A 20,694-nucleotide genomic window follows, 5' to 3' on the forward strand; every position below is an offset into this window, starting at 1 on the left:
GTTCCGTCGTCACGCCCAATGATCTTACAAACCGACCATTGGGCGTGAATCCGTGACCGCATATGGCGGGCACCGGTGCAGATTCCATCCGTTTGGTTTATGGTATGGTCGATACGATTCGATCATCAGGATTCCGCCATGCACCGAACGGCTCTTGCAGTTTTCTTCACTCTACTCGTCTGTGTCCCCTCTGCCTTCGCGCAGAAAAAGCACGCGGCAATTCGCGAGGACATCCCGTACGGGGGGCAGCTCAACCCGCGAATGGAAGAACCCGTCTTTGCTGTCTGTTCAAAACAGGGGATGCGGATTCTGGTTTCCCGCGATGATGGCAAGACCTGGGACCAGACATTTCTGGGGACCGATTCGCTCGAAGATGGTGGTTGGCACGGTACATTCGCTGTCTACGGAATGGCTGCCACGCAGGGAGTGATCGGCGTATTCTCCGGTTGGGGCACGCCTGGCGTCTACATCGGTTCGGACGATGGCGTTCACTGGACGCATCTCAATAAGTCGCCCACGAAACTAGGGAGTGTCTGGGGAGCGGCAGGCGGTAACGGCGTTTTCCTCACGAGTGCCGATCAATGGCGTGGCGTCACTAGTTCCGGACCGGCGTTCTCCGATTGGACGGCTCACAAAATCAAGCCGTTGCTCGACGGGAGAAAGACGCACCACATGATCAGCGGCTTCGGTGATTACAAGGGGGGACGGTTCGTTGTTGTGGGCGATAACCACCATGTGTTCTACAGTGACGACAATTGCCAAACCTGGAGTCATAGCCGCATTCCGGAAGACGCGGGCAAATCGCAGGACGTTATCGCGTTTGGCAACGGAGTCTTTCTAGTGAGCTATAAGGACCACGTTGCTCGATCGGCCGACGGTGGAAAGACCTGGACTCTCCACGAGCATGGATTGAAAGGTTGGGGCAAGTCTTGGCGGGGTTTGAGTTTCGTCAAGGGGGAGTTCTGGCTCACGGCTCAAAAGGGCAGCCATGCCCGCAGAAGCAAAGATGGAATAACCTGGACTGACTTGCCAAAATCGACGCCGGGTGGACGGTTTGTCGAAGCGGAATCGGGGACGCTCATCAATGTAGAGCGGCGTCGTTACGATATCCTGCGGAGCGAAGATGGTCAGATTTGGGAAGTCGTCTTCAAAGCTCCCCGAGAAGACGTGTCCTGGGACACCGCCTTTGCGGTATCCGCGAAAGTCAATCACGTTGCTGAATAGCCAGCGTCAGCTGAGACCGTATTGTGGCGTTCCGTGTCTGCGATCAACGCGGAACTCCCATCGCTCTCGGGCCTCCACAAGACAGAACCTACTTTGAACGAGCGTCAGTTGCGACAGGCCGTTGGCTCGGACAAAATCTCTATCGAAGATAACAGGGTATATCTGAATGCGAAGCCGCGTCTTTTTGATTTTGTTGGCATGCGGTGCGGGCAACGCATTACACGCTGCCGAAGCACCTCGAATTCACAAGGACCTTGAGTTTGCGACTGTCGACGGTCATCACTTGAAACTCGACTTGTATCTGCCGGATGCGGAGAACCCGCCGCTCGTGGTGTGGATTCATGGTGGTGGCTGGCGGGCGGGCAGCAAGGAAAAGTGTTACGTCAATTGGTTGCCGGAACATGGATACGCCGTTGCCAGCATTTCGTATCGGCTGACGGACGTCGCAACATTTCCAGCACAGATTCACGATTGCAAAGCCGCTGTCCGTTGGCTGCGGGCAAACGCCGAGAAGTATGGCTACCGCACCGATCGGGTCGCTGTCGCCGGTGCTAGTGCGGGCGGGCAACTTGCGGCTTTGCTCGGTACTACAGCCGATGTGGAGGAATTGGAAGGCACCGTCGGCGGCAATCGAGACTATTCCTCGCGAGTCGATGCAATTGTCGATTTCTACGGTGCGACTGACTTCCTCCAACGCACGAAGACACAGCCACATAAGACGATCAAAGCGGGCTCGGTTGTCAATCGGTTGCTCGGTGGCCCCGCGGATGAAAAAGTCGAACTTGCTCGGCTGGCATCGGCGGCGTTTCATGTCACAAATGATGATCCGCCACTGCTGATTTTTCACGGACGTAAAGATAACACTGTGTTGCTGGGGCAATCGGAACGCATCGTCGATGTCTATCAGCGAACGAAACTGCCGGTCACGTTGCATGTGCTTGATGAATCCGGCCACGGCGGAAACGAGTTTCTTCGTGGCGAGAATCGTCGGCGAATGGTGTCGTTTCTCGATCAACACCTGAAATCCCAAAATGAGGATCACGCCGATTTGCCACGCAGCACGCCCGAGTCGCAGGGCGTTTCGTCCAAGGCGATTCGTAAGTTCGTGAAAGCGGCCGACGAAACCATTGATTCGATGCACAGCTTCATGCTCGTTCGACACGGGCACGTGATCGCTGAAGGTTGGTGGGAACCGGAATCGGCTGAGAAACCGCACATCCTGTGGTCGCTCAGCAAGAGTTTCACCTCAACGGCCGTCGGGCTGGCCGTCGCGGAAGGGAAATTGGACATCGATGATCAAGTCATCGAGTTTTTCCCGAAGGATGCTCCCGCTGAACCCTCTGAAAATCTCAAGGCCATGCGTGTTCGTGATTTGCTCACGATGTCAACCGGACACAACGCCGAACCGTGGTGGAGCGGAGACGAAGTTTGGACGAAGCGGTTTCTAGCCCAACCTGTTCCGCATAAACCCGGTTCGCATTTTATGTACAACACGCCCGCGACGTATATGCTGTCGGCTATTGTGCAAAAAGTCACCGGACAGACGGTACTTGATTATCTCACGCCGCGACTGTTTCATCCGCTAGGCATTGAAAAGCCGACGTGGGACCAAAGTCCACAGGGCATTTCGATTGGCGGCTACGGTTTGTATCTACGAACCGAAGATATCGCCAAGTTTGGTCAACTTTACTTGCAGAAGGGCCAATGGAACGGCAAAAAATTGATTCCCGCAAATTGGGTCACACAGGCGACAAGCAAGCAGGTCGACAACAACAATGCTCGGCATGCTCGCAATCCTGATTGGCGTCAGGGATACGGGTTTCAGTTTTGGCGGTGTCGTCACGGTGCTTTTCGTGGGGATGGCAAGGATGGTCAGTTCTGTATCGTCTTGCCAAAACAAGATGCGGTGATCGCCATCACCGCCAAAACTGGAAACATGCAGAAGCAACTTGATCTCGTTTGGGAGCATCTCCTACCGGCTTTCCACGACGAATTGCCGGAGAATCCTACGGAGGCGAAGAAGTTGCGGAGTGTGCTTTCGGACTTGAACTTGGCCGATCGATTTCTGCAAACGCCGGCCTATGTCGGTCCGCCGAAACAGCCGGACCATGCGACCGACAACCGTGCATTCCAAGGGATTCCCAGTATGGCGGTCGCTCCAAACGGGCGGTTATGGGCCAACTGGTACGCGGGCGTCACACCGGGTGAAGACCAGAACAACTATGTCGCTGTTTCGACCAGTGGCGATGACGGAAAATCATGGCGTGAAGTGTTAGTGATCGATCCCGACGGTGCCGGTCCGGTCCGGACGTTCGATCCTGAACTGTGGGTCGCTCCGACCGGGCGGATGTTCGTCTTCTGGGCCCAATCGCAGGGACACGCGGGATCGGTTGCGGGCGTTTGGTGCATCCATACGGACAATCCTGGCGATGAAAAACCACAATGGAGTCAGCCCAGACGACTGACCGACGGCATCATGATGTGCAAACCCGTGGTGCTCAGCACTGGGGAATGGGTGCTACCGGCTTCGACATGGAAGAAAACGGATAACAGCGCACGAATGGTCGTCTCGACGACGCTCGGGCGTAGTTGGTCGCTCCGTGGAGCCTGCAATGTGCCCGAGAAAGTCCGCACGTTCGACGAACACATCATTACAGAACGCAAAGACGGATCGTTGTGGATGTTGGCCCGCACGACATACGGGATCGGCGAAAGTCTCTCGACGGATGGTGGCAAGACTTGGCCAGAACTCAAACCGTCTCCGATTGCCCATCCCAGTGCCCGGTTTTTTGTGCGGCGGTTGAACTCCGGGAAGCTCCTGCTCGTCAAGCATGGACCGATCAAAGAACGAACGGGACGCTCCCACCTGACGGCGTATGTCTCTGACGATGACGGCCGCACATGGACCGGTGGATTATTGTTGGATGAACGCAGCGGCGTTTCGTATCCCGATGGTCAACAAACCGCCGATGGCCGGATCCGAATCATCTACGACTACAGTCGAGTCGGTTCGCGTCACATCCTGATGGCGACATTTCGCGAAGCCGATATCGAAGCCGGAAAAATTGTGAGTGAGGACGCGAGCTTGCGTCAGATGGTTAGTGATGCATCCGGTGGTCAAGAAAAACAACAGCCTTGAGAATTGAAAGAACATGATGAAACTCAGTGCTCAATCACTCATCTTTGCAATATTGATTGCATGTGTCCCGACGAGTCTTCGGGCCCAAAAACCAGAACTTCCCGAACCGGCGGTTCCTGGTCTGCGGTATTACTATCCCCCAGAGAAAATCGAACCACGTGTCATTGAAACCGACGTGTGTATTTACGGCGGAACCTGTGCTGGTGTCGTCGCGGCGGTGCAAGCCGATCGCATGGGGCAAGACGCCGTTCTGCTGGAATTCGGAAAACATCTCGGCGGTTTGAGCTCCGGTGGATTGAGCCACACCGACGGCGGTGACCCTGGAGTCTGCGGGGGGATTGCTCGCGAGTTTTACAAGCAAATCGGCCAGCGAAACTTCCGCCCGTCCGAGGCCGAGGCAGCTTTTGAAAAGCTACTGGAACCGACGAACGTTGTCGTTCACAAACGAGCCCACCTGGATGAAGTCAAGAAAGACGGCTCGCGAATTGTCTCCATCAAAATGGAAGACGGACTCGAAGTCCGAGCCAAACAGTTCATTGACGCGACATACGAAGGTGATCTATTGGCTCGGGCTGGAGTTTCGTGGCATGCCGGTCGGGAAGCGAATTCTGTTTACAACGAAACCTACAACGGAATCCGGAAACCGGGAACCGGTGGACACAATTGGCCGACACGGGTGGACCCGTTCCGAGTGGCGGGCGATCCCACAAGCGGTTTGCTACCCCGCGTGAATTACGATCCCGGCCAACCGGGAGACGGTGACGACCGTATCCAAGCGTTTTGCTTCCGCATGTGGTTGACGAAAAAAGACCCGCGACCGTTTCCCAAACCAGCGGTTTACGAACCGGAACAGTACGAGTTGCTGGCTCGCCTATTCGAAAGTGGGGCCAATCCGAGTATTGGTTGGAGCTTGGACACGAACAACCATCACTTGTTCAAAGGGGCGTACTTCATCGATTTTGTCGGGGGCAATTACGATTGGCCCGATGCGAATTGGCTCGAACGCGAACAAATCTTCCAAGACCACGCGAATTACCAAATCGGCGTGATGTGGTTTCTCGCGAATAGTCCCCGCGTTCCGGAGAAGTACCGAAAAGAGTTTCAAAAATGGGGGCTGCCCAAGAACTTGTACCAGGACACAAGTGGTTGGACTCATCAACTCTACATCCGCGAGGGGCGGCGGATGGTCAGTGATTACGTGATGACGCAGCACAATTGCCAAGGTCGAGAAGTTCCTGAAGATAGCGTTGGGCTGGCATCGTACAACATGGATTCCCATCATTGCCAAATGACCGTCGTCGACGGTGCAGTCCGCAATGAAGGCAACGTCGAAATTCCTGTCGAACCCTACCCGATCTCGTATCGAGCACTCACGCCGAAGCGATCTGAGTGCACGAACTTGCTGGTTCCGGTGGCTCTTTCGTCGTCCCACATTGCGTTTGGTTCGATTCGGATGGAGCCGGTCTTCATGTTGCTCGGCCAAAGTGCGGCGACGGCAGCATCTCATGCAATCGAATCGAATGTCGATGTCCAAGACGTTGACTACGCCAAGTTACGTGACCGACTCCTGGAGGACGGTCAAATCCTCAACTACACTGGACCGCCACGGCGGCGGGGCGGCGGTGGGATCGGTATCGATCCGAAAACGTTGAAAGGTATCGTTGTCGACAACGATCAAGCTGAGATGATCGGTCCGTGGCAATCGAACAACGTCACTCATCCGCGAGTGGGGCCGAGTTATGTTCATGACAACAACGAGGCCAAAGGCGAATGTGTTGCCAAGTATACGTTGAAACTACCGAAACCCGGCCGCTACGAAGTTCGAGTCAGTTGGCCATCCAATCCCAATCGGGCGACGAACGTGCCGATCAAAGTCGATTTCGACGGAGCATCGAAAACTGTCCTGGTCAATCAAAAGAAGACCGGTGAGGATGGATTCAATTCGATTGGCAAGTTCGAATTTGATCGGACTGCAGTCGTTGAAATCTCGAACCGAGATACCAACGGTTACGTCATCGCTGATGCCGTGCAATTCCTGCCGGTGAAGGAAAACGCCCCCGACGAAAATCTCAAAGAGGAAGAGAAACAAGACGAAGACGAACCGCCAACAAACTTAAGTTCGTCGGACGCCCCGAACATCCTGTTGCTGTTTGCGGATGACTTCGGTTACGAAGCGCTTGGTTGTTACGGCGGAAAAGACTTCCAAACTCCGAATCTCGACCGACTTGCCACACAGGGAATGCGATTCACCCGTGCGTACACGAGCCCCGTTTGCACGCCGTCGCGGATGAGTCTCTATACCGGCAACTACGTCAGCCATCATGGCTATTTCAATGTGCTGCCGGTGCACCAGGGAACGAAGAAGGCGGTCGATTTTCGCTCAAAATGGGCAACTTATCCGCAACTACTTCGGGACGCCGGCTACCGGACATCGGTGACCGGAAAATGGCAGTTGGCGGCGTTGGAATACCACCCGGAGCACTGTCGCGATGCGGGTTTCGATTCCTGGTGCGTTTGGCAAATCTGGCGAGACGGTTCCAAAACCACTCGATATTGGAACCCGTGTTTCAATCATGATGGTCAAATCCGGGATGACATCTCCCAACGCTTCGGCCCGGATGTGCTTGCCGATTATGTGATCGAGCAAATGCGAACGGCGGCCGAGGCCAAACGGCCGTTCTACATTCATCACAACATGCTGTTGCCGCACTGGCCGATTATTGAAACTCCCGACGATAAGATCGCCGCGAAGTCGGCTTCGCTCGCCGGCATGATCGCGTACATGGATGGTATTTGCGGGCGAATTCTTGATGAAGTTGATCGGCTTGGAATCTCCGAAAACACGGTCGTCATTTTCATGGGCGACAACGGAACGGACTCGAAGTCACCACGGTCCACGACAGACGGTTCAGTGAAAGGGGGGAAATTCGATCTCAACGACGCCGGCACGCATATCCCCCTGATTGTGCGTCATCCTGGAACGATCGAGGCGGGGCAAACGGCCGATGAGCTGATCGACATGACGGATTTATTCCCCACGATCTGTGAAATCGCAGGTGTCGAGATCCCGCACGATCTGCAGTTGGACGGCGTTTCGTTTCAAAGTCGTTTGCAAGGGGGAAAGCCATCGTCCCGCCCTTGGGTGACGGGGGGCATTCGCGGTCATGTCAGTGTGTTTGACGGCAGTTGGCGTGTGGGTTCGAATACAAAGCAAATCATCGACGCCCGCCAACTTCCCCGCGAAAACATCGTCAAAGACGTGCCATCGGAATTTGTATCGACGATCGAACGACTCCAAGCCGTCCCGGCAAAAATCGCTGAAGCGAATTAGACATTCCTTTTTTGATCTCGCTTCCATCCCACTTCAGTCCATCGAAACACTCATGGAACCATATCTGACTCCGCCTCGGTGGAAGGAATTCAACGTTTTCGGTGTGTTGTTCATCGTACTGGCGGTTTTGTTGGTCGGTTTGATCGCATGGCGTGGGGGATGGTGGTGGTTGGCGGCGTGGCCGGCGACGGCGTTGCTGATCGTGGGATGCGGGTACCTTATGATCGGTTCACGAGTATTCGGAAAAACCCCGGAGGGCACGCGACGGCGGATCAATCGTGTACTGCTCTTTCCGTACTGCGCTGTCAATTACTGGGGCTGGCGAGCCATGCGGATTGCTCGGCACACAGAACCCGCCTGGCATCGAGTTGCAGAGGGCGTTTACATCGGGCGTCGGGCCTTCGGGCGAGAGTTGCCGACCGATGTCGATGTCGTCGTCGACCTCACGGCGGAGTTTTGCGAGCCGAAATGTGTGCGTTCGGGACGCAGATACATCGGGATCCCGACACTCGATGCGTCGTGTCCCGATGACGACGAAACCGTGTTCGCGGTGCTGGACTCGATTGTCAAACACCCTGGCGGTACCTACATTCACTGTGCCGAAGGTCATGGCCGAGCGGCAATGCTGACCGCCATCGTGTTGATCGCCCAAGGCCATGCCAGCAACACCGACGAAGCTTTGGATATGATCAAAGCAGTCCGACCGGGCATCAAACCCAGACCATGGCAACGTGCTCGAATTCGTCTCTGGGAGCAACGCTGGCGAAACCAATCTTCGTCGCCGAGTTGATCGTGTGCCCATTGCCAGACGAAATTCACTCGCTAAATTAGAAGAAAAAAGTCCCACGCACCAAGGAGTGTTCATCATGGCTGAAACTGCCGAGAAACAACAGTACACATTTCAAGCGGAAATCAGTCGTCTACTGAGTTTGTTGTCGGAATCCCTGTACCAGAATCGCGAAATTACGCTCCGCGAGTTGATCTCGAATGCGTCCGATGCCCTCGACAAAATGCGGCACGTCCGTCTCACCGACGATTCGCAACGGGACGACGATGAGCTTGCGGTCCGTCTTGAACCGGACGAGGAAAATCGAGTCCTCACCATCCGCGACAACGGTATCGGGATGACCAAAGACGAGCTGATCGAGAACCTTGGGACGATCGCTCACAGCGGAACGCTCGAATTCTTTCAACAGCTCGCCGCCTCTGGACAACAAGCCGATGCTTCTCTGATTGGGCAGTTCGGCGTTGGATTTTATTCCGCGTTCATGTTGTCCGATCGGGTGGAAGTGCTCACGCGGAGCTACAAAGACGAACAAGGGTACCGCTGGGAATCCGACGGCTCGGGCAGTTTCACCATCGAGCCAGTCGACGGGCTCGATCGCGGTACCCAAATTCGGCTGCATTTGAAAGAAGGCGACGACTACAACGACTTCACCAAGGACGCGCGGCTGCAATATATCGTCCGAAAATATTCCACCTTCGTGCCACACCCGATCAAACTCGGCGACGAAACGCTCAACGACCAACGCCCGATTTGGGTCGAGCCGAAATCGAACCTATCCGACGACGATTACACGAAGTTCTATCAACACCTCTCGCATCACACCGAAGAAACTCCGCTGTGGCATTTGCACTTGTCGGCGGACTCTCCGATTCAATTCAACGCGATTCTGTACTGCCCGCGGAACAGTTTCGAGAAACTCGGCTTCGGTCGCAACGAGCACGGTTTGAACCTGTGTGCGAAGCGGATTCTCGTGCAGGATAACAACCGTGATCTGCTGCCGGAATATCTGCGATTCCTCTACGGGTTGGTTGATTCCACCGATTTGCCGTTGAACGTCTCGCGGGAATCACTGCAAGACAACACGATCTTTCGCCGTATCAAAAAGGTTCTGGTAAAGAAGGTACTCGATCACCTCGCGAGTTTGGCCAAGGACAACGCGGACGACTACCGCACGTTCTACAATGAGTTTGGCCCGATTCTCCGCGAAGGTGTAGGAATTGATTTCGATAACCGTGAAAAAATCGGCGGGCTGCTCCGGTTCCGTTCTTCGCATACGGGGATGGATGAAACGACCAGTCTGGATGACTACCTCGAACGGGCCAACGACGACCAAAAGAAAATCTATTTCCTCGGTGGTCCCGATCTGGCCAGCTTGCAGAAGAATCCCAATTTGGAAGTCTTCCAGAAGAAGAACATCGAGGTGCTCTACCTGACCGACCCGATGGACGAGTTGGCGTTGTCGCACCTGACAACGTACAAAGACCATACGCTCACTAGCATTGATGCCGCGGATGTCGACTTGCCAGAGGACGAGAAAGCGGAAGACTCAGAATCGAAGGACGAAAAGTCTGACGAGGAAGTGCCATCCGGTTTCGAGAAGGTTCTCACGCTGTTCCGCGACGCACTTGGCGACCAAGTTCAGGAAGTGAAACGCTCGAAACGGCTCACGAATTCGCCAGTGTGTCTCGTCAACCCAACCGGTTCGATGAGCACGCAAATGCAGAAGGTCATGCAGATGGCCAATCGCGATTTCACGATGGGCAAACGCATTTTCGAAGTGAACCCGCACAGCCCGCTAATTGAACGCCTCAGTAATTTGTCATCGAACGCCGACCACGACAATTTCATCCGCGACTGTGCCAAGCAACTCTATGCCAACGCAATGTTGATCGAGGGTCTCGCCCCCGACACCGAAACCCTCGTCAACCGCACTGAACAGTTCATGGAAGAACTCGCCCAGAAACGGTCGCCCATCGTAACCTAGTTTCCATAAGTCGTGTTGTTCAAGTAGGCAGGGTTGATGCCACGCAACCCAGCTCTTGATTCGGTTTCATTGACCGATTCAATGCGGGAACTTTTCCCAGCCTACGCAGATTGATGTTCAAGGACATGGAGCGAGCCAATGCTTAACCGTCGAGACTTCCTGGCGAATGCGGGTACGAGTTTCGGTGGGCTGGCGTTGGCGATGATGTTGCAAGAACAGGCTCGGTGTGGCGGTGGGGAATTGGAGGTTCTCCACCATCCGCCGAAAGCCAAACGGGTCGTGCAACTATTCATGGCAGGGGCGGCGAGCCATATTGATTTATGGGATCACAAACCTGCCCTCGAAAAGCATCACGGCGAACCATCCGATTTTGGCGAACACGTCGAAGCGTTCCAGAACGGACTTGGTCCGTGGATGAAGTCGCCGTTTCCGTTTGCCAGCTACGGCGAGTCGGGAAAGATGCTCAGCGAACCGGTGGCACCGCTCGGGTCGTGTGTGGATGACATCGCGTTCGTCCACAATATGGTCGGCAAGACCGGCGTGCATTCGCAGGCGACGTATTTGCAAGCAACCGGGTTTCAACGGCCTGGTTTTCCTGGCATGGGGTCGTGGGTCAGTTACGCGCTTGGCACGCTGAACGAGAATCTGCCCACGTTCGTCGTGCTGCCCGATCATCGGGGTTTTGCCAGTAACGGGCCAAAGAATTGGGGATCGGCATTCCTCCCCGCGAGTGCCCAAGGAACGGCCATCTTCCCGCAACGCAAGAACCCAATCGAAGACCTGCACCCGGATGCGGAATTCGTCACCGAACGCGGCGACCAAGCCGGGCTGGAAATGCTGAACCGCATGAACCGTCGTTTTCAGACGGAGCGAGCCCACGATTCGCGTCTTGATGCACGCATCCGCTCCTACGAACTCGCCGCCGCGATGCAACTGTCGGCCCCGGAAGCTCTCGACATTTCTGGGGAACCGAAACACATTCTCAAGATGTATGGACTCGATCAAATCGGTCGCGAGTATCCCCAAAAAATCAATCCCGCCGAGGAAGTTGAATACTTTGGCCGCAAGTGCCTGATCGCCCGACGATTACTCGAACGCGGAGTGCGGTTCATTCAGATTTGGTCCGGCAACGACAACGGTTTTCCCCGGCGGAATTGGGATTCTCACGAGGACATCGCTCGGGATCATGGACCGCTCGCCCGCGGCATGTCGGTCGGGACAGCGGCACTGATCCAAGACCTGAAACAACGTGGTTTGCTCGACGATACGATCATTCTGTGGACGACCGAATTCGGTCGCATGCCCAGCACTCAAGGCAGCGTCGGTCGCGATCACAATCCGTACGTGTTCACGAATTGGCTCTGCGGCGGCGGAATCCGCGGCGGTATTTCCTATGGTCCCTCCGACGAGTGGGGCTACAAACCGCTTGACCGGGCCAACCCGACGCAAGTGTATGACATCCACGCCACCATTCTGCACCTCCTCGGCATCGATCACACGAAACTAACCGTCCGCCATGACGGCATCGACCGCCGACTGACCGACGTCCATGGCCATGTGCTGCACGATCTGATTGTTTGAGAAACGAGTCCGGTGTTGACGCGGACCGGTCCGGGACCAATGATTTCAAGATCACACGCCTTCACTGCCTGATTCCATCCTCGTGACGGGTCCCCCCAATCGTGCGACAACGACTGACCAGCCGACAACGCTTTGCGCGTTACAAGACCGACTTGAAAAACCGTTTGGCGAGCCGAAATGGATCGGCGAAGACGGGATCGCACGAATCCGACCCGACAAAATCGAGCGATATCAGCCGCAAGGGGCGGACGCGGTCGTCGTGGGAGTTGATGCAGCGGTTCTGGGGTTTGCTCTCCGGGTTTCATAAGCCGATCGTGTTTGCCCTGGCGACGCTCACCATCGGCACACTGCTGGCGTTGGTTCCACCGGCGGCGACGAAGTTTCTGATCGACAACGTCCTCGGCGACAAACCGATGCCGGCGTGGTTGACATCGCGAATCTCGTTACCGAGTGATCCGTGGTCGTTGCTGCTGCTAGTCACGGGGGGCGTGTTTGCGCTTTCGACGTTTCGGATTATCGTGCAGCTTTGGGGCCGATGGCACGCGACGCGGGCGAACAAACGGTTTCAACTGCAACTCCGCCGGCAAGTCTTCCAGCATGCGGTGCGGTTGCCGTTGCATCGGGTGTATTCCCTCAAGAGCGGTGGGGCGGCGAGCATCCTGCGGGAAGACGTGTCCAGCGTCGGCGATTTGATTTTCGGGATGATCTACAACCCCTGGCGGGCAATCATCCAACTTCTGGGGAGTCTCTGCGTCCTGGCATGGGTTGATTGGCGATTGCTGCTCGGCACACTGATTTTGATCCCGTTGATCGTGATGACCCATCGCACGTGGATTAACCGCATCCGCCCGCAATTCCGCGACATTCGGGCTCGCCGCACGGAAGTCGATAGCCAAGCGACCGAAATTTTCGGGGGCATGCGGATTGTCCGTGCCTTCAGTGGTCAGCGTGCGGAAGCAAGCCGATTCATGCGGGTCAATCACCTGATGGGTCGGCAGGAACTTCACACCTGGTGGTGGGCCCGCATTCTGGAAGTCGTGTGGGAAACCATTGTTCCGCTCGGAAGCGCGGCGCTCTTAATGTACGGCGGTTGGTCGGTGATGCAGGGAACGCTCACATTGGGCGATTTGATGATGTTCCTGGTCTATCTTCTGATGCTCCTCGAACCGCTGGCCGTGATTGCATCGAGTGCGACGCAATTTCAGAACGGGCTTTCGGCTCTCGATCGAATTCTCGATTTGCTCGACGAACCTCGGGAAATGCAACCGACGGTTGAAGCGGTTTTTGTGGAGAAATCTGAAGTCGCTGGTGAAATTAGTTTTCACGATGTCAGTTTTCGATATCCAAGCAGCAATGAAGAAGCGTTGCATGATGTGTCGCTCGAAGTTGCACCGGGGGAGGTCATCGCGTTGGTTGGGCCGAGCGGTGCAGGTAAAACGACGCTGTGTAATCTGGTCGCGCGGTTTTACGATCCAAGTGAAGGGCATATTTCTTTGGACGGCCGCGATTTGCGGGAGATTGACGTCGAAAACTATCGCGGATTGCTGGGCATCGTCGAGCAAGATGTATTCTTGTTTGATGGTACGATTGCCGAGAACATTAGTTATGGCGATCGTCATGCGAGTGAAGCGGAAGTTCGCCGGGCCGCCGAAGCCGCGAATGCTGCGGAATTTATTGATCGGATGCCAAACGGCTTGGGCACATTGATCGGCGAACGCGGCGTGAAACTCAGCGGTGGACAACGGCAACGGATCGCGATTGCCCGTGCAATCCTCGCGGATCCTCGAATTTTGATCCTCGATGAAGCGACAAGTAACCTCGATACCGAGAGCGAACGCTTGATTCAGGCGAGCTTGAATGATCTGATGAGTGGACGCACGTGTTTTGTAATCGCGCACCGATTGAGCACCATCACACATGCGGATCGGATTGTCGTCATCGAATCTGGTCGGATTTCGGAAATTGGCACACACGCCGATCTAATGAGTCGACCGGGACGATATCGGGAAATGGTCCGGATGCAACTCGGCCAGCAAGCGGCGATGGCCGACGAATTGCAATCGTCCTGATTGCAGTGACCCAATAAATAACGACTAAACTTCGGAGAGTCAAAATGAGCGACCCACGCCAGCCCAACGAACGACGGCAATTCATCAAGACCCTGTCAGCTGGGGTCTTGCTCGGCGGTGCGAGTCGCTTGACGGCAGGCGAAGAAACTGGTGATCCCGCTGCGGCGTCGCCCAAGCCGAATCTCGTCGAAGGACAGGTTCCGCGAACGGCGGGTTTAGTGAATGCACCGCGAGGTGTGGTTATGGAATCGCAACGTGAGGTTCCGATCGCCGGACATACGCAGGTGATGGTCTGTGGTGGTGGACCAGCGGGAATTGCAGCGGCGTTGGCAGCCGCTCGCGCCGGAGCCGATGTGCGTCTGATCGAAGTGGCCGGATGTCTTGGCGGCGTTTGGACGGCGGGGTTGCTTACGAAGATTCTGGACACCAGCAACAAGAGCGGCATCATGCGGGAGCTGCTGCGGTTGTTTGCCGAACGTGGTAGTTCCGTCGCTCGAGACACCCAAGGCACCGTGTACGATCCCGAAGTGGCGAAACTCGTCCTCGAAGAACTGCTGGTCGAAGCCGGTGTGAAGATTCTGTACCACACACGAGTTGTCGGCGCGATCGTAAATGATCGCAACAAGCTGGCAGCGGTGTTGACGGAATCCAAATCTGGCCGACAAGCGTGGTTGGCGGATCGGTTCATTGATTGCACCGGCGACGGCGATCTTGCGGCACAGGCGGGGTGCCAATTTGACGTCGGTGTTGGAGCGGACTGCACTTGCCAACCGATGTCCATGCTGGCTTTGCTCACCGGAGTCGATCCCGACGAAATTCAGGAGTACATCCGCGAATCCGGGTCAGCCGCCAAGCGTCGGTTGCTGAAGTTCATGGAGGATTCCGGAATTCATCCGTCGTATCGGGCACCGACGTTGCGACATCTTCACAGCGGCATTTACTCGATTATGACCAACCACGAGTACGGTGTCTCGGCGTTCGACAACGAAGCCGTTTCGGTCGCCACGATTCGCGCCCGTCGCGAAATTCACGAAATCGTTTCGGGAATGCGGAAACTCGGTGGAGCCTGGAAAGATCTGGCCGTCGTCGCAACCGCGGAGCAAATCGGTATCCGTGAAGGACGGCGGATTCGTGGTCGCTACCATATCACCAGTGAGGATCTCGCCAAGGGAATGCGGCACAAGGAAGCAGTTTGCCGAGCGACTTTCCCGATCGATGTCCACGCCCTATCGACGTCTGGAAATAAAGAAATCGATCAAGATTTCAAAAAGGGTGGTCTGAAACCGTATGATATTCCTTATCCTGCACTGGTGGCGGCGGACGTTGACGGATTGTTGATGGCAGGTCGCTGCATCAGTGGGGACTTCGTGGCTCATTCCAGTTATCGGGTGACGGGCAATTCCGTCGCCATGGGCGAAGCGTCTGGTCTCGCGGCGGCACGGTCCATCGAAATCGGTGTCTTGCCACACGATTTGCATTGGAGCCAAGTCGAGTCCAAGGACTCGTAGACGCAACTTATTCCCGAGTCGATGGTTGCCAGCGGAAAGCCGTATATGACATATTCTCTTCGAATCACAACCGTGATCTTGGTCGGTTTCTGGGGGCGGTTCGCGTCTGCAGATGTGGCGGACTCGTTCTTCGACTCCCATTGCGTCGCTTGCCACGGTCCCGAGTTGCAAGAAGCCGATTTGCGTTTGGACAACCTGGCTCACCCGACCACGAAAACCGCGGCTACCTGGGCATTGATCGCCGACCGCATCGAAACCGGCGACATGCCTCCCAAAGACGAAACACGACCGAACCCCAAAGTTGCGAAAGATTTTGTTAGTTGGATTGGTACGCAACTCAGTCGGGTCACGCAACCGGCATCCGCGTTGCGTCGAATGAACCGCTTCGAGTACGAGAATACGGTGCACGATTTGCTTGGCATCGACACCCCGTTGGCGTCGCTGCTCCCGGAAGACGGGCAAGTGCAGGGTTTCGATAACGTCGCAACTGGGTTGGGCATTTCGTCGATTCTGTTGGAACGCTACCTCGAAGCTGCCGACACCGCGTTCGAGGGGACGATTCGCCGAATCAAACCGCTACCGCCGCAAACTCGGCGAGCGGTGCTGATGGAGCAGAAAGAGAATATTAGTTCCGTCAAGGCGAAGAAAGGTGGAGTCATCGAGGCGGAAGGGGCATTCGTGGACTTCACACCGGGTTGGCCACCAGCTCGTGTCGACGCGTCGCATCCGATTGAAGACGGAACATACCGCTGTCGCGTCGCTGTTTGGCCGCACGAACCTGGAGAGAATCGCACGCTCAGCGTGGCCGTGTTTACCGGGCCTCTGTTCGGTGATGGTACGCGTCAATTTCAAGGCATGTTCGACGTCAACGGTACCGCAGACAAGCCGAGAATCATTGAGTTCACCACGCATCTCGAAGCCGGTCACACACTGCACATTCTGCCTTGGGTCTATCCAGAACACGTCACCTGGCGGGACAAGCACGAATCTCGTCCCGGTGTTGCAATTGCTTGGGCCGAGACATACGGACCGCTCGATCAATCGTTTCCGTCCAAATCGCAGTCGATGCTTTTCGGTTCCAGCGATTCGCTAACGATGGCGGAAGGTTGGCCGGTCTGGATGCGACATCGCAAGAACGTGAAGTCGCATTTCGTGGATTCGACGGAGCCTCGAAAGGATCTCGAACGCATCATTCGTGACTTTGCGCCGCGTGCGTTTCGTCGTCCGGTCGATGAAGAACTCCTCAAACAGTTCGTCGACCTGACTCTGGCTCGTCTTGATGAGGGGCGAACTTTTGAGCAAGCCGCACGGGCCGGTGTGTCGGCCATTCTGTGTTCCCCTCACTTCCTGCTTCTGAATCGGGAAGACAAAGTCGACGACTATACAATCGCCTCACGGCTGTCGTACTTTCTATGGTCGTCGATGCCAGATGACGAACTCATGCAGCTGGCAAGTGAAGGGAGACTGAGCGACCGCAAAACGCTCCATGCCCAAGTTGAGCGGATGATCGATGACCCGAAGATCGAACGGTTCGTCAACAATTTCACCGAGCAATGGCTCGACCTACGTGAGATCGAGTTCACCACGCCCGACAAAATTCTATACCCCGAATACGATGAGTTATTGTTGCGGTCGATGTTGGCGGAGACGAAGGGGTTCTTCCGTCACATCTTGAAGAATGACCTTAGCGTCATGAATTTTGTCGACTCGGATTTCGCCATTCTCAACCAGCGGATGGCGACTCACTACGGTATTCCCGATGTGCGGGGGCACGAGGAATTTCGGGTGGTATCCTTGCCGGACGATTCAGTTCGTGGCGGAATCTTGACCCACGCAAGCGTGTTGAAAGTGACGGCAAACGGGACAACCACATCGCCGATTCTGCGGGGATCATGGGTGCTCGATCGGTTGCTGGGCCAACCGGCTCCACCACCTCCGCCCGGTGTGCCTGCCGTCGAACCGGATATCCGCGGCGCGGTGTCGATTCGAGATCAACTTCAAAAACATCGCGAGAATGAATCTTGTAATCGCTGCCACGTCCGGATTGATCCGCCCGGTTTTGCGTTGGAAGAGTTCGACGTGATCGGTGGCCATCGAGAGGCCTATCGGTCGCTGGAGGGCAAAGGCAGACGGGTCGGAAAGACTCGGTATTACGCCGGTTCGGCGGTTGAGTCCGACGGTGCCCTGCACGATGGTCGCACATTCCAAAATTTCGCCGAGTTCCGTGCCCATTTGAAGGACGATCCGGAAACGATCGCCCGTGCGATCGCGAAGAAACTGTTGGTTTACGGGGGTGGTCGCCCCGTCACGCGAGCCAACCAAGCCTCCGTCGATTCGGTGGCGGACGCTGCACGGAAGGATGATTTCGGACTTCGTTCCATGATTCATGCAGTTGTGGACAGTGAATTGTTTCACCAACCGTAACGCCGCAAACATTCCATTCGAATAAAGTGCCTCTCATGTCAAAACAACGTGTCGAACGCCGAACCTTCCTGCGAGCATCCGCAATTGCGATGGGGCTACCATTGCTCGAAAGCATGTCGCCTCGGAAGACGTCCGCTGCGAACGATCAAACGTCGGCTCGGCGAATGGTTGCAATTTGTGCCCCGCTTGGAATTCACACGCCATTGCTATTTCCGAAGAAGTCTGGTCGAGACTACGAAGTCACGCCGTACCTCGAACCACTGCAACAGGTTCGTGAGAAGTTCTCGGTGATCTCTGGGTTAATGCATCCGATGGTGGATGGTGGACACGCGGCGGAGAAAAGCTTCCTCACAGGGGCACCCCATCCTGGCCAGCCGAGCTTTCAGAATACGATTTCCTTGGACCAATACGCGGCGGAACGGATTGGGCATCGAACGCGGTTCCCGTTTTTGTCCCTCTCCGGCAGCAACGGGGGGCTGTCGTACACCCGCTCTGGCGTGTTGATTCCGTCGGAGAGCCGTCCGTCGAAGGTCTTTCAACAGCTGTTCATGGAAGGCAGCGAAACCGAGAAGGCGGCCCAGTTGCGGCGGATCAAAGACGGCCAAAGCATCCTCGACCTGGTCCGCTCGCAAACCCAATCGATTCAACGCAAGACCACTCGTAAGGATCAACAGACGCTCGATCAGTATTTCACGAGTGTGCGAGAACTCGAACAACGCATGGTGCGTGCGGAGGAGTGGGCCAAGCTTCCGAAGCCCGTTGTTGATGCAAAACCGCCAACTGACATCGACGACCGAGCCAATTTCACGGGGCGAATGCAGTTGCTGTTCGATCTGATGATTCTCGCCCTCCAGACCGACTCGACCCGTCTCATCACGTTGAAAGGTGCTGGCGGAAACGAAGTGATTGACCTCAAGGGAGTGGGTGATGGTTGGCACAACTTGAGCCATCACGGCAAGTCGCCGGAGAAAATTGAGCAGTTGGCAATCATCGAGAAAGAGGAAATGCGGTTGTTCGGTGAATTCCTCAAGCGGTTGGCGGAACTTCGCGAGGGGGACCAATCCGTTTTGGACCAAACGGCGATTCTGCTTGGCTCGAACTTGGGGAACGCTTCGAGCCACAACAATACGAATTTGCCAATCGTCGTCGCTGGCGGGCAGTTTCGACATGGTCAACACTTGGCGTTTGATCCGAAGGATGGCCCGCCGTTGGCTAACTTGCACGTCTCGTTCCTCCAGCACCTCGGACTGGAAGTCGATCAATTCTCAAGCGGCACGAGCACACTCACGGGGTTGTCAGTCTGACGGTGCAATCAAAGAATCGACGCCATAATAGGGGCATCGGATTTTCGTCGCTGTTGCTATTGGGGAAACTACCATCGGTAGCGACGTGGCTCGGAACATTCTTCGCGTTTAACCGCTAAAGTCGCGACTGGCTCGGTAGAGGTCTTTCCAATCGTCCCGTTCTTTGACGACGGTTTGCAGGTATTCCTGCCAAACGATTTGGTCTTGAACGGGGTCTTTGACAACAGCGCCGATCAGACTGGACATCAGATCGTCTGCTTTCAATTCCCCGTCGCCGTAGAACGCACTCATGGCCATTCCATTGGACACGACGGAAATCGCTTCGGCGGTGGAAAGCGTTCCGGACGGCGATTTGAGTTTGGTCTTGCCATCTTCGGTCATGCCACTGCGAAGTTCCCGAAAGATTGTGACGACGCGTTGAATTTCCTGCAGTGCAGGAATCTCGGCGGGGAGTTCTAAAGCCCGTCCGAGTTGGCTGGCTCGCTGACTGACGATGGATATCTCGTCGTCCAACCGATCCGGCACCGGCAGCACGACCGTGTTGAATCGCCGCATCAGAGCACTGGAAAGCTCGTTGACACCTTTGTCACGGTTGTTGGCGGTCGCAATCACATTGAATCCCTTGACCGCTTGCACTTCGGTGTTGAGTTCCGGTACGGGCAGCGATTTTTCGGAGAGAATCGTGATCAGTGTGTCTTGCGTTTCACTGGGAATCCGCGTGAGTTCTTCGACTCGTGCGATAGAACCAGACTCCATTGCGACCATCATCGGGCTTTCGACCAATGCATCGCGTGCGGGGCCTTCGGCGAGCAATCGGGCATAGTTCCAACCGTACCGCAGGGCCGATTCGTCGGTCCCGGCTGTACCTTGAATGAGGAGCGTCGATTGACCGGAAATTGCGGCCGCGAGATGTTCGCTCACCCAACTTTTCGCCGTTCCTGGGACGCCGTAGAGCAATAACGCGCGATCGGTCGCGAGGGTGGCGATGGCGATTTCCATCAGTCGCGGTCGACCCACGTATTTAGGCGTCACCTCGAAACCGTTCTCGAGCGTTCCCCCCAGTAAGTACAACTTCACCGCCCAGGGGGAAAGCTTCCAACCGGGGGGACGCTGCCGCTCGTCAATCTCGGCCAAGGCCTCCAATTCCGCTGCAAACTGCTGTTCGGCGTGCAACCGCAGATGGCTCCCGTTTTCCTGGTTGCTGTCTGCTTTTCGTTTCGAGGCAGCTTTCTTCTTGGCCATCACAGGACCTTCCGAATGAGACGCAGCGGAGATCAGACGCAGTTCTGAGACGACAGCCAGATATACCAGAACGCGGTTGCTACAACCACTCTGGGCACAAT

At 55.7% G+C, this 20,694-nt stretch carries 11 protein-coding genes; 10 read left to right on the forward strand and 1 reads right to left on the reverse strand.

From position 1 onward, the window contains the following. Nucleotides 1–138: 138 nt before the first annotated feature. From G6R38_RS10725 to G6R38_RS10775, 10 genes are all read left to right on the forward strand, one after another. Nucleotides 139–1,224, forward strand: coding sequence for a beta propeller repeat protein (locus G6R38_RS10725; RefSeq protein ID WP_166824434.1), 1,086 nt, complete (start codon nucleotides 139–141; stop codon nucleotides 1,222–1,224). Between the two features lie 166 nt (nucleotides 1,225–1,390). Then, entirely contained in the window at nucleotides 1,391–4,363 is a 2,973-nt protein-coding gene (locus G6R38_RS27840; protein ID WP_206028548.1) for a serine hydrolase, read from the forward strand. A 13-nt stretch (nucleotides 4,364–4,376) separates the two neighbouring features. Continuing rightward, nucleotides 4,377–7,694, forward strand: a complete 3,318-nt coding sequence (locus tag G6R38_RS27845; RefSeq protein ID WP_206028549.1) for an FAD-dependent oxidoreductase — start codon at nucleotides 4,377–4,379, stop codon at nucleotides 7,692–7,694. A gap of 52 nt (nucleotides 7,695–7,746) precedes the next feature. Continuing rightward, the gene (locus G6R38_RS10745; protein WP_166824436.1) at nucleotides 7,747–8,484 is read left to right on the forward strand and encodes a dual specificity protein phosphatase family protein; all 738 of its coding nucleotides are present in this window, start codon (nucleotides 7,747–7,749) and stop codon (nucleotides 8,482–8,484) included. Nucleotides 8,485–8,560: 76 nt separating this feature from the next. Next, a complete protein-coding gene (gene htpG, locus G6R38_RS10750) occupies nucleotides 8,561–10,465 on the forward strand; it encodes a molecular chaperone HtpG (protein WP_166824438.1) in 1,905 nt (634 codons plus the stop codon). Between the two features lie 138 nt (nucleotides 10,466–10,603). Further along, entirely contained in the window at nucleotides 10,604–12,046 is a 1,443-nt protein-coding gene (locus G6R38_RS10755) for a DUF1501 domain-containing protein (protein WP_166824440.1), read from the forward strand. A 101-nt stretch (nucleotides 12,047–12,147) separates the two neighbouring features. Beyond that, nucleotides 12,148–14,115, forward strand: coding sequence for an ABC transporter ATP-binding protein (locus tag G6R38_RS10760; RefSeq protein ID WP_240928158.1), 1,968 nt, complete (start codon nucleotides 12,148–12,150; stop codon nucleotides 14,113–14,115). Between the two features lie 44 nt (nucleotides 14,116–14,159). Next, nucleotides 14,160–15,623 carry an FAD-dependent oxidoreductase gene (locus G6R38_RS10765; protein ID WP_166824442.1) on the forward strand — a complete coding sequence of 488 codons (1,464 nt, stop codon included), beginning with the start codon at nucleotides 14,160–14,162 and terminating at the stop codon, nucleotides 15,621–15,623. Between the two features lie 45 nt (nucleotides 15,624–15,668). Then, on the forward strand, nucleotides 15,669–18,047 hold the full coding sequence (locus tag G6R38_RS10770) for a DUF1592 domain-containing protein (protein ID WP_166824444.1): 2,379 nt from the start codon (nucleotides 15,669–15,671) through the stop codon (nucleotides 18,045–18,047). A gap of 35 nt (nucleotides 18,048–18,082) precedes the next feature. Continuing rightward, nucleotides 18,083–19,351 (forward strand): DUF1552 domain-containing protein, encoded by a 1,269-nt coding sequence (locus G6R38_RS10775; RefSeq protein WP_166824446.1) that lies wholly within the window; start codon nucleotides 18,083–18,085, stop codon nucleotides 19,349–19,351. A 108-nt stretch (nucleotides 19,352–19,459) separates the two neighbouring features. On the opposite strand, the gene G6R38_RS10780 is transcribed toward G6R38_RS10775, so the two are convergent. Continuing rightward, entirely contained in the window at nucleotides 19,460–20,593 is a 1,134-nt protein-coding gene (locus G6R38_RS10780) for an ATP-binding protein (protein ID WP_166824448.1), read from the reverse strand. Nucleotides 20,594–20,694 lie beyond the last annotated feature (101 nt).

It is taken from the genome of Thalassoroseus pseudoceratinae (genome assembly GCF_011634775.1).
Lineage (GTDB): Bacteria > Planctomycetota > Planctomycetia > Planctomycetales > Planctomycetaceae > Thalassoroseus > Thalassoroseus pseudoceratinae.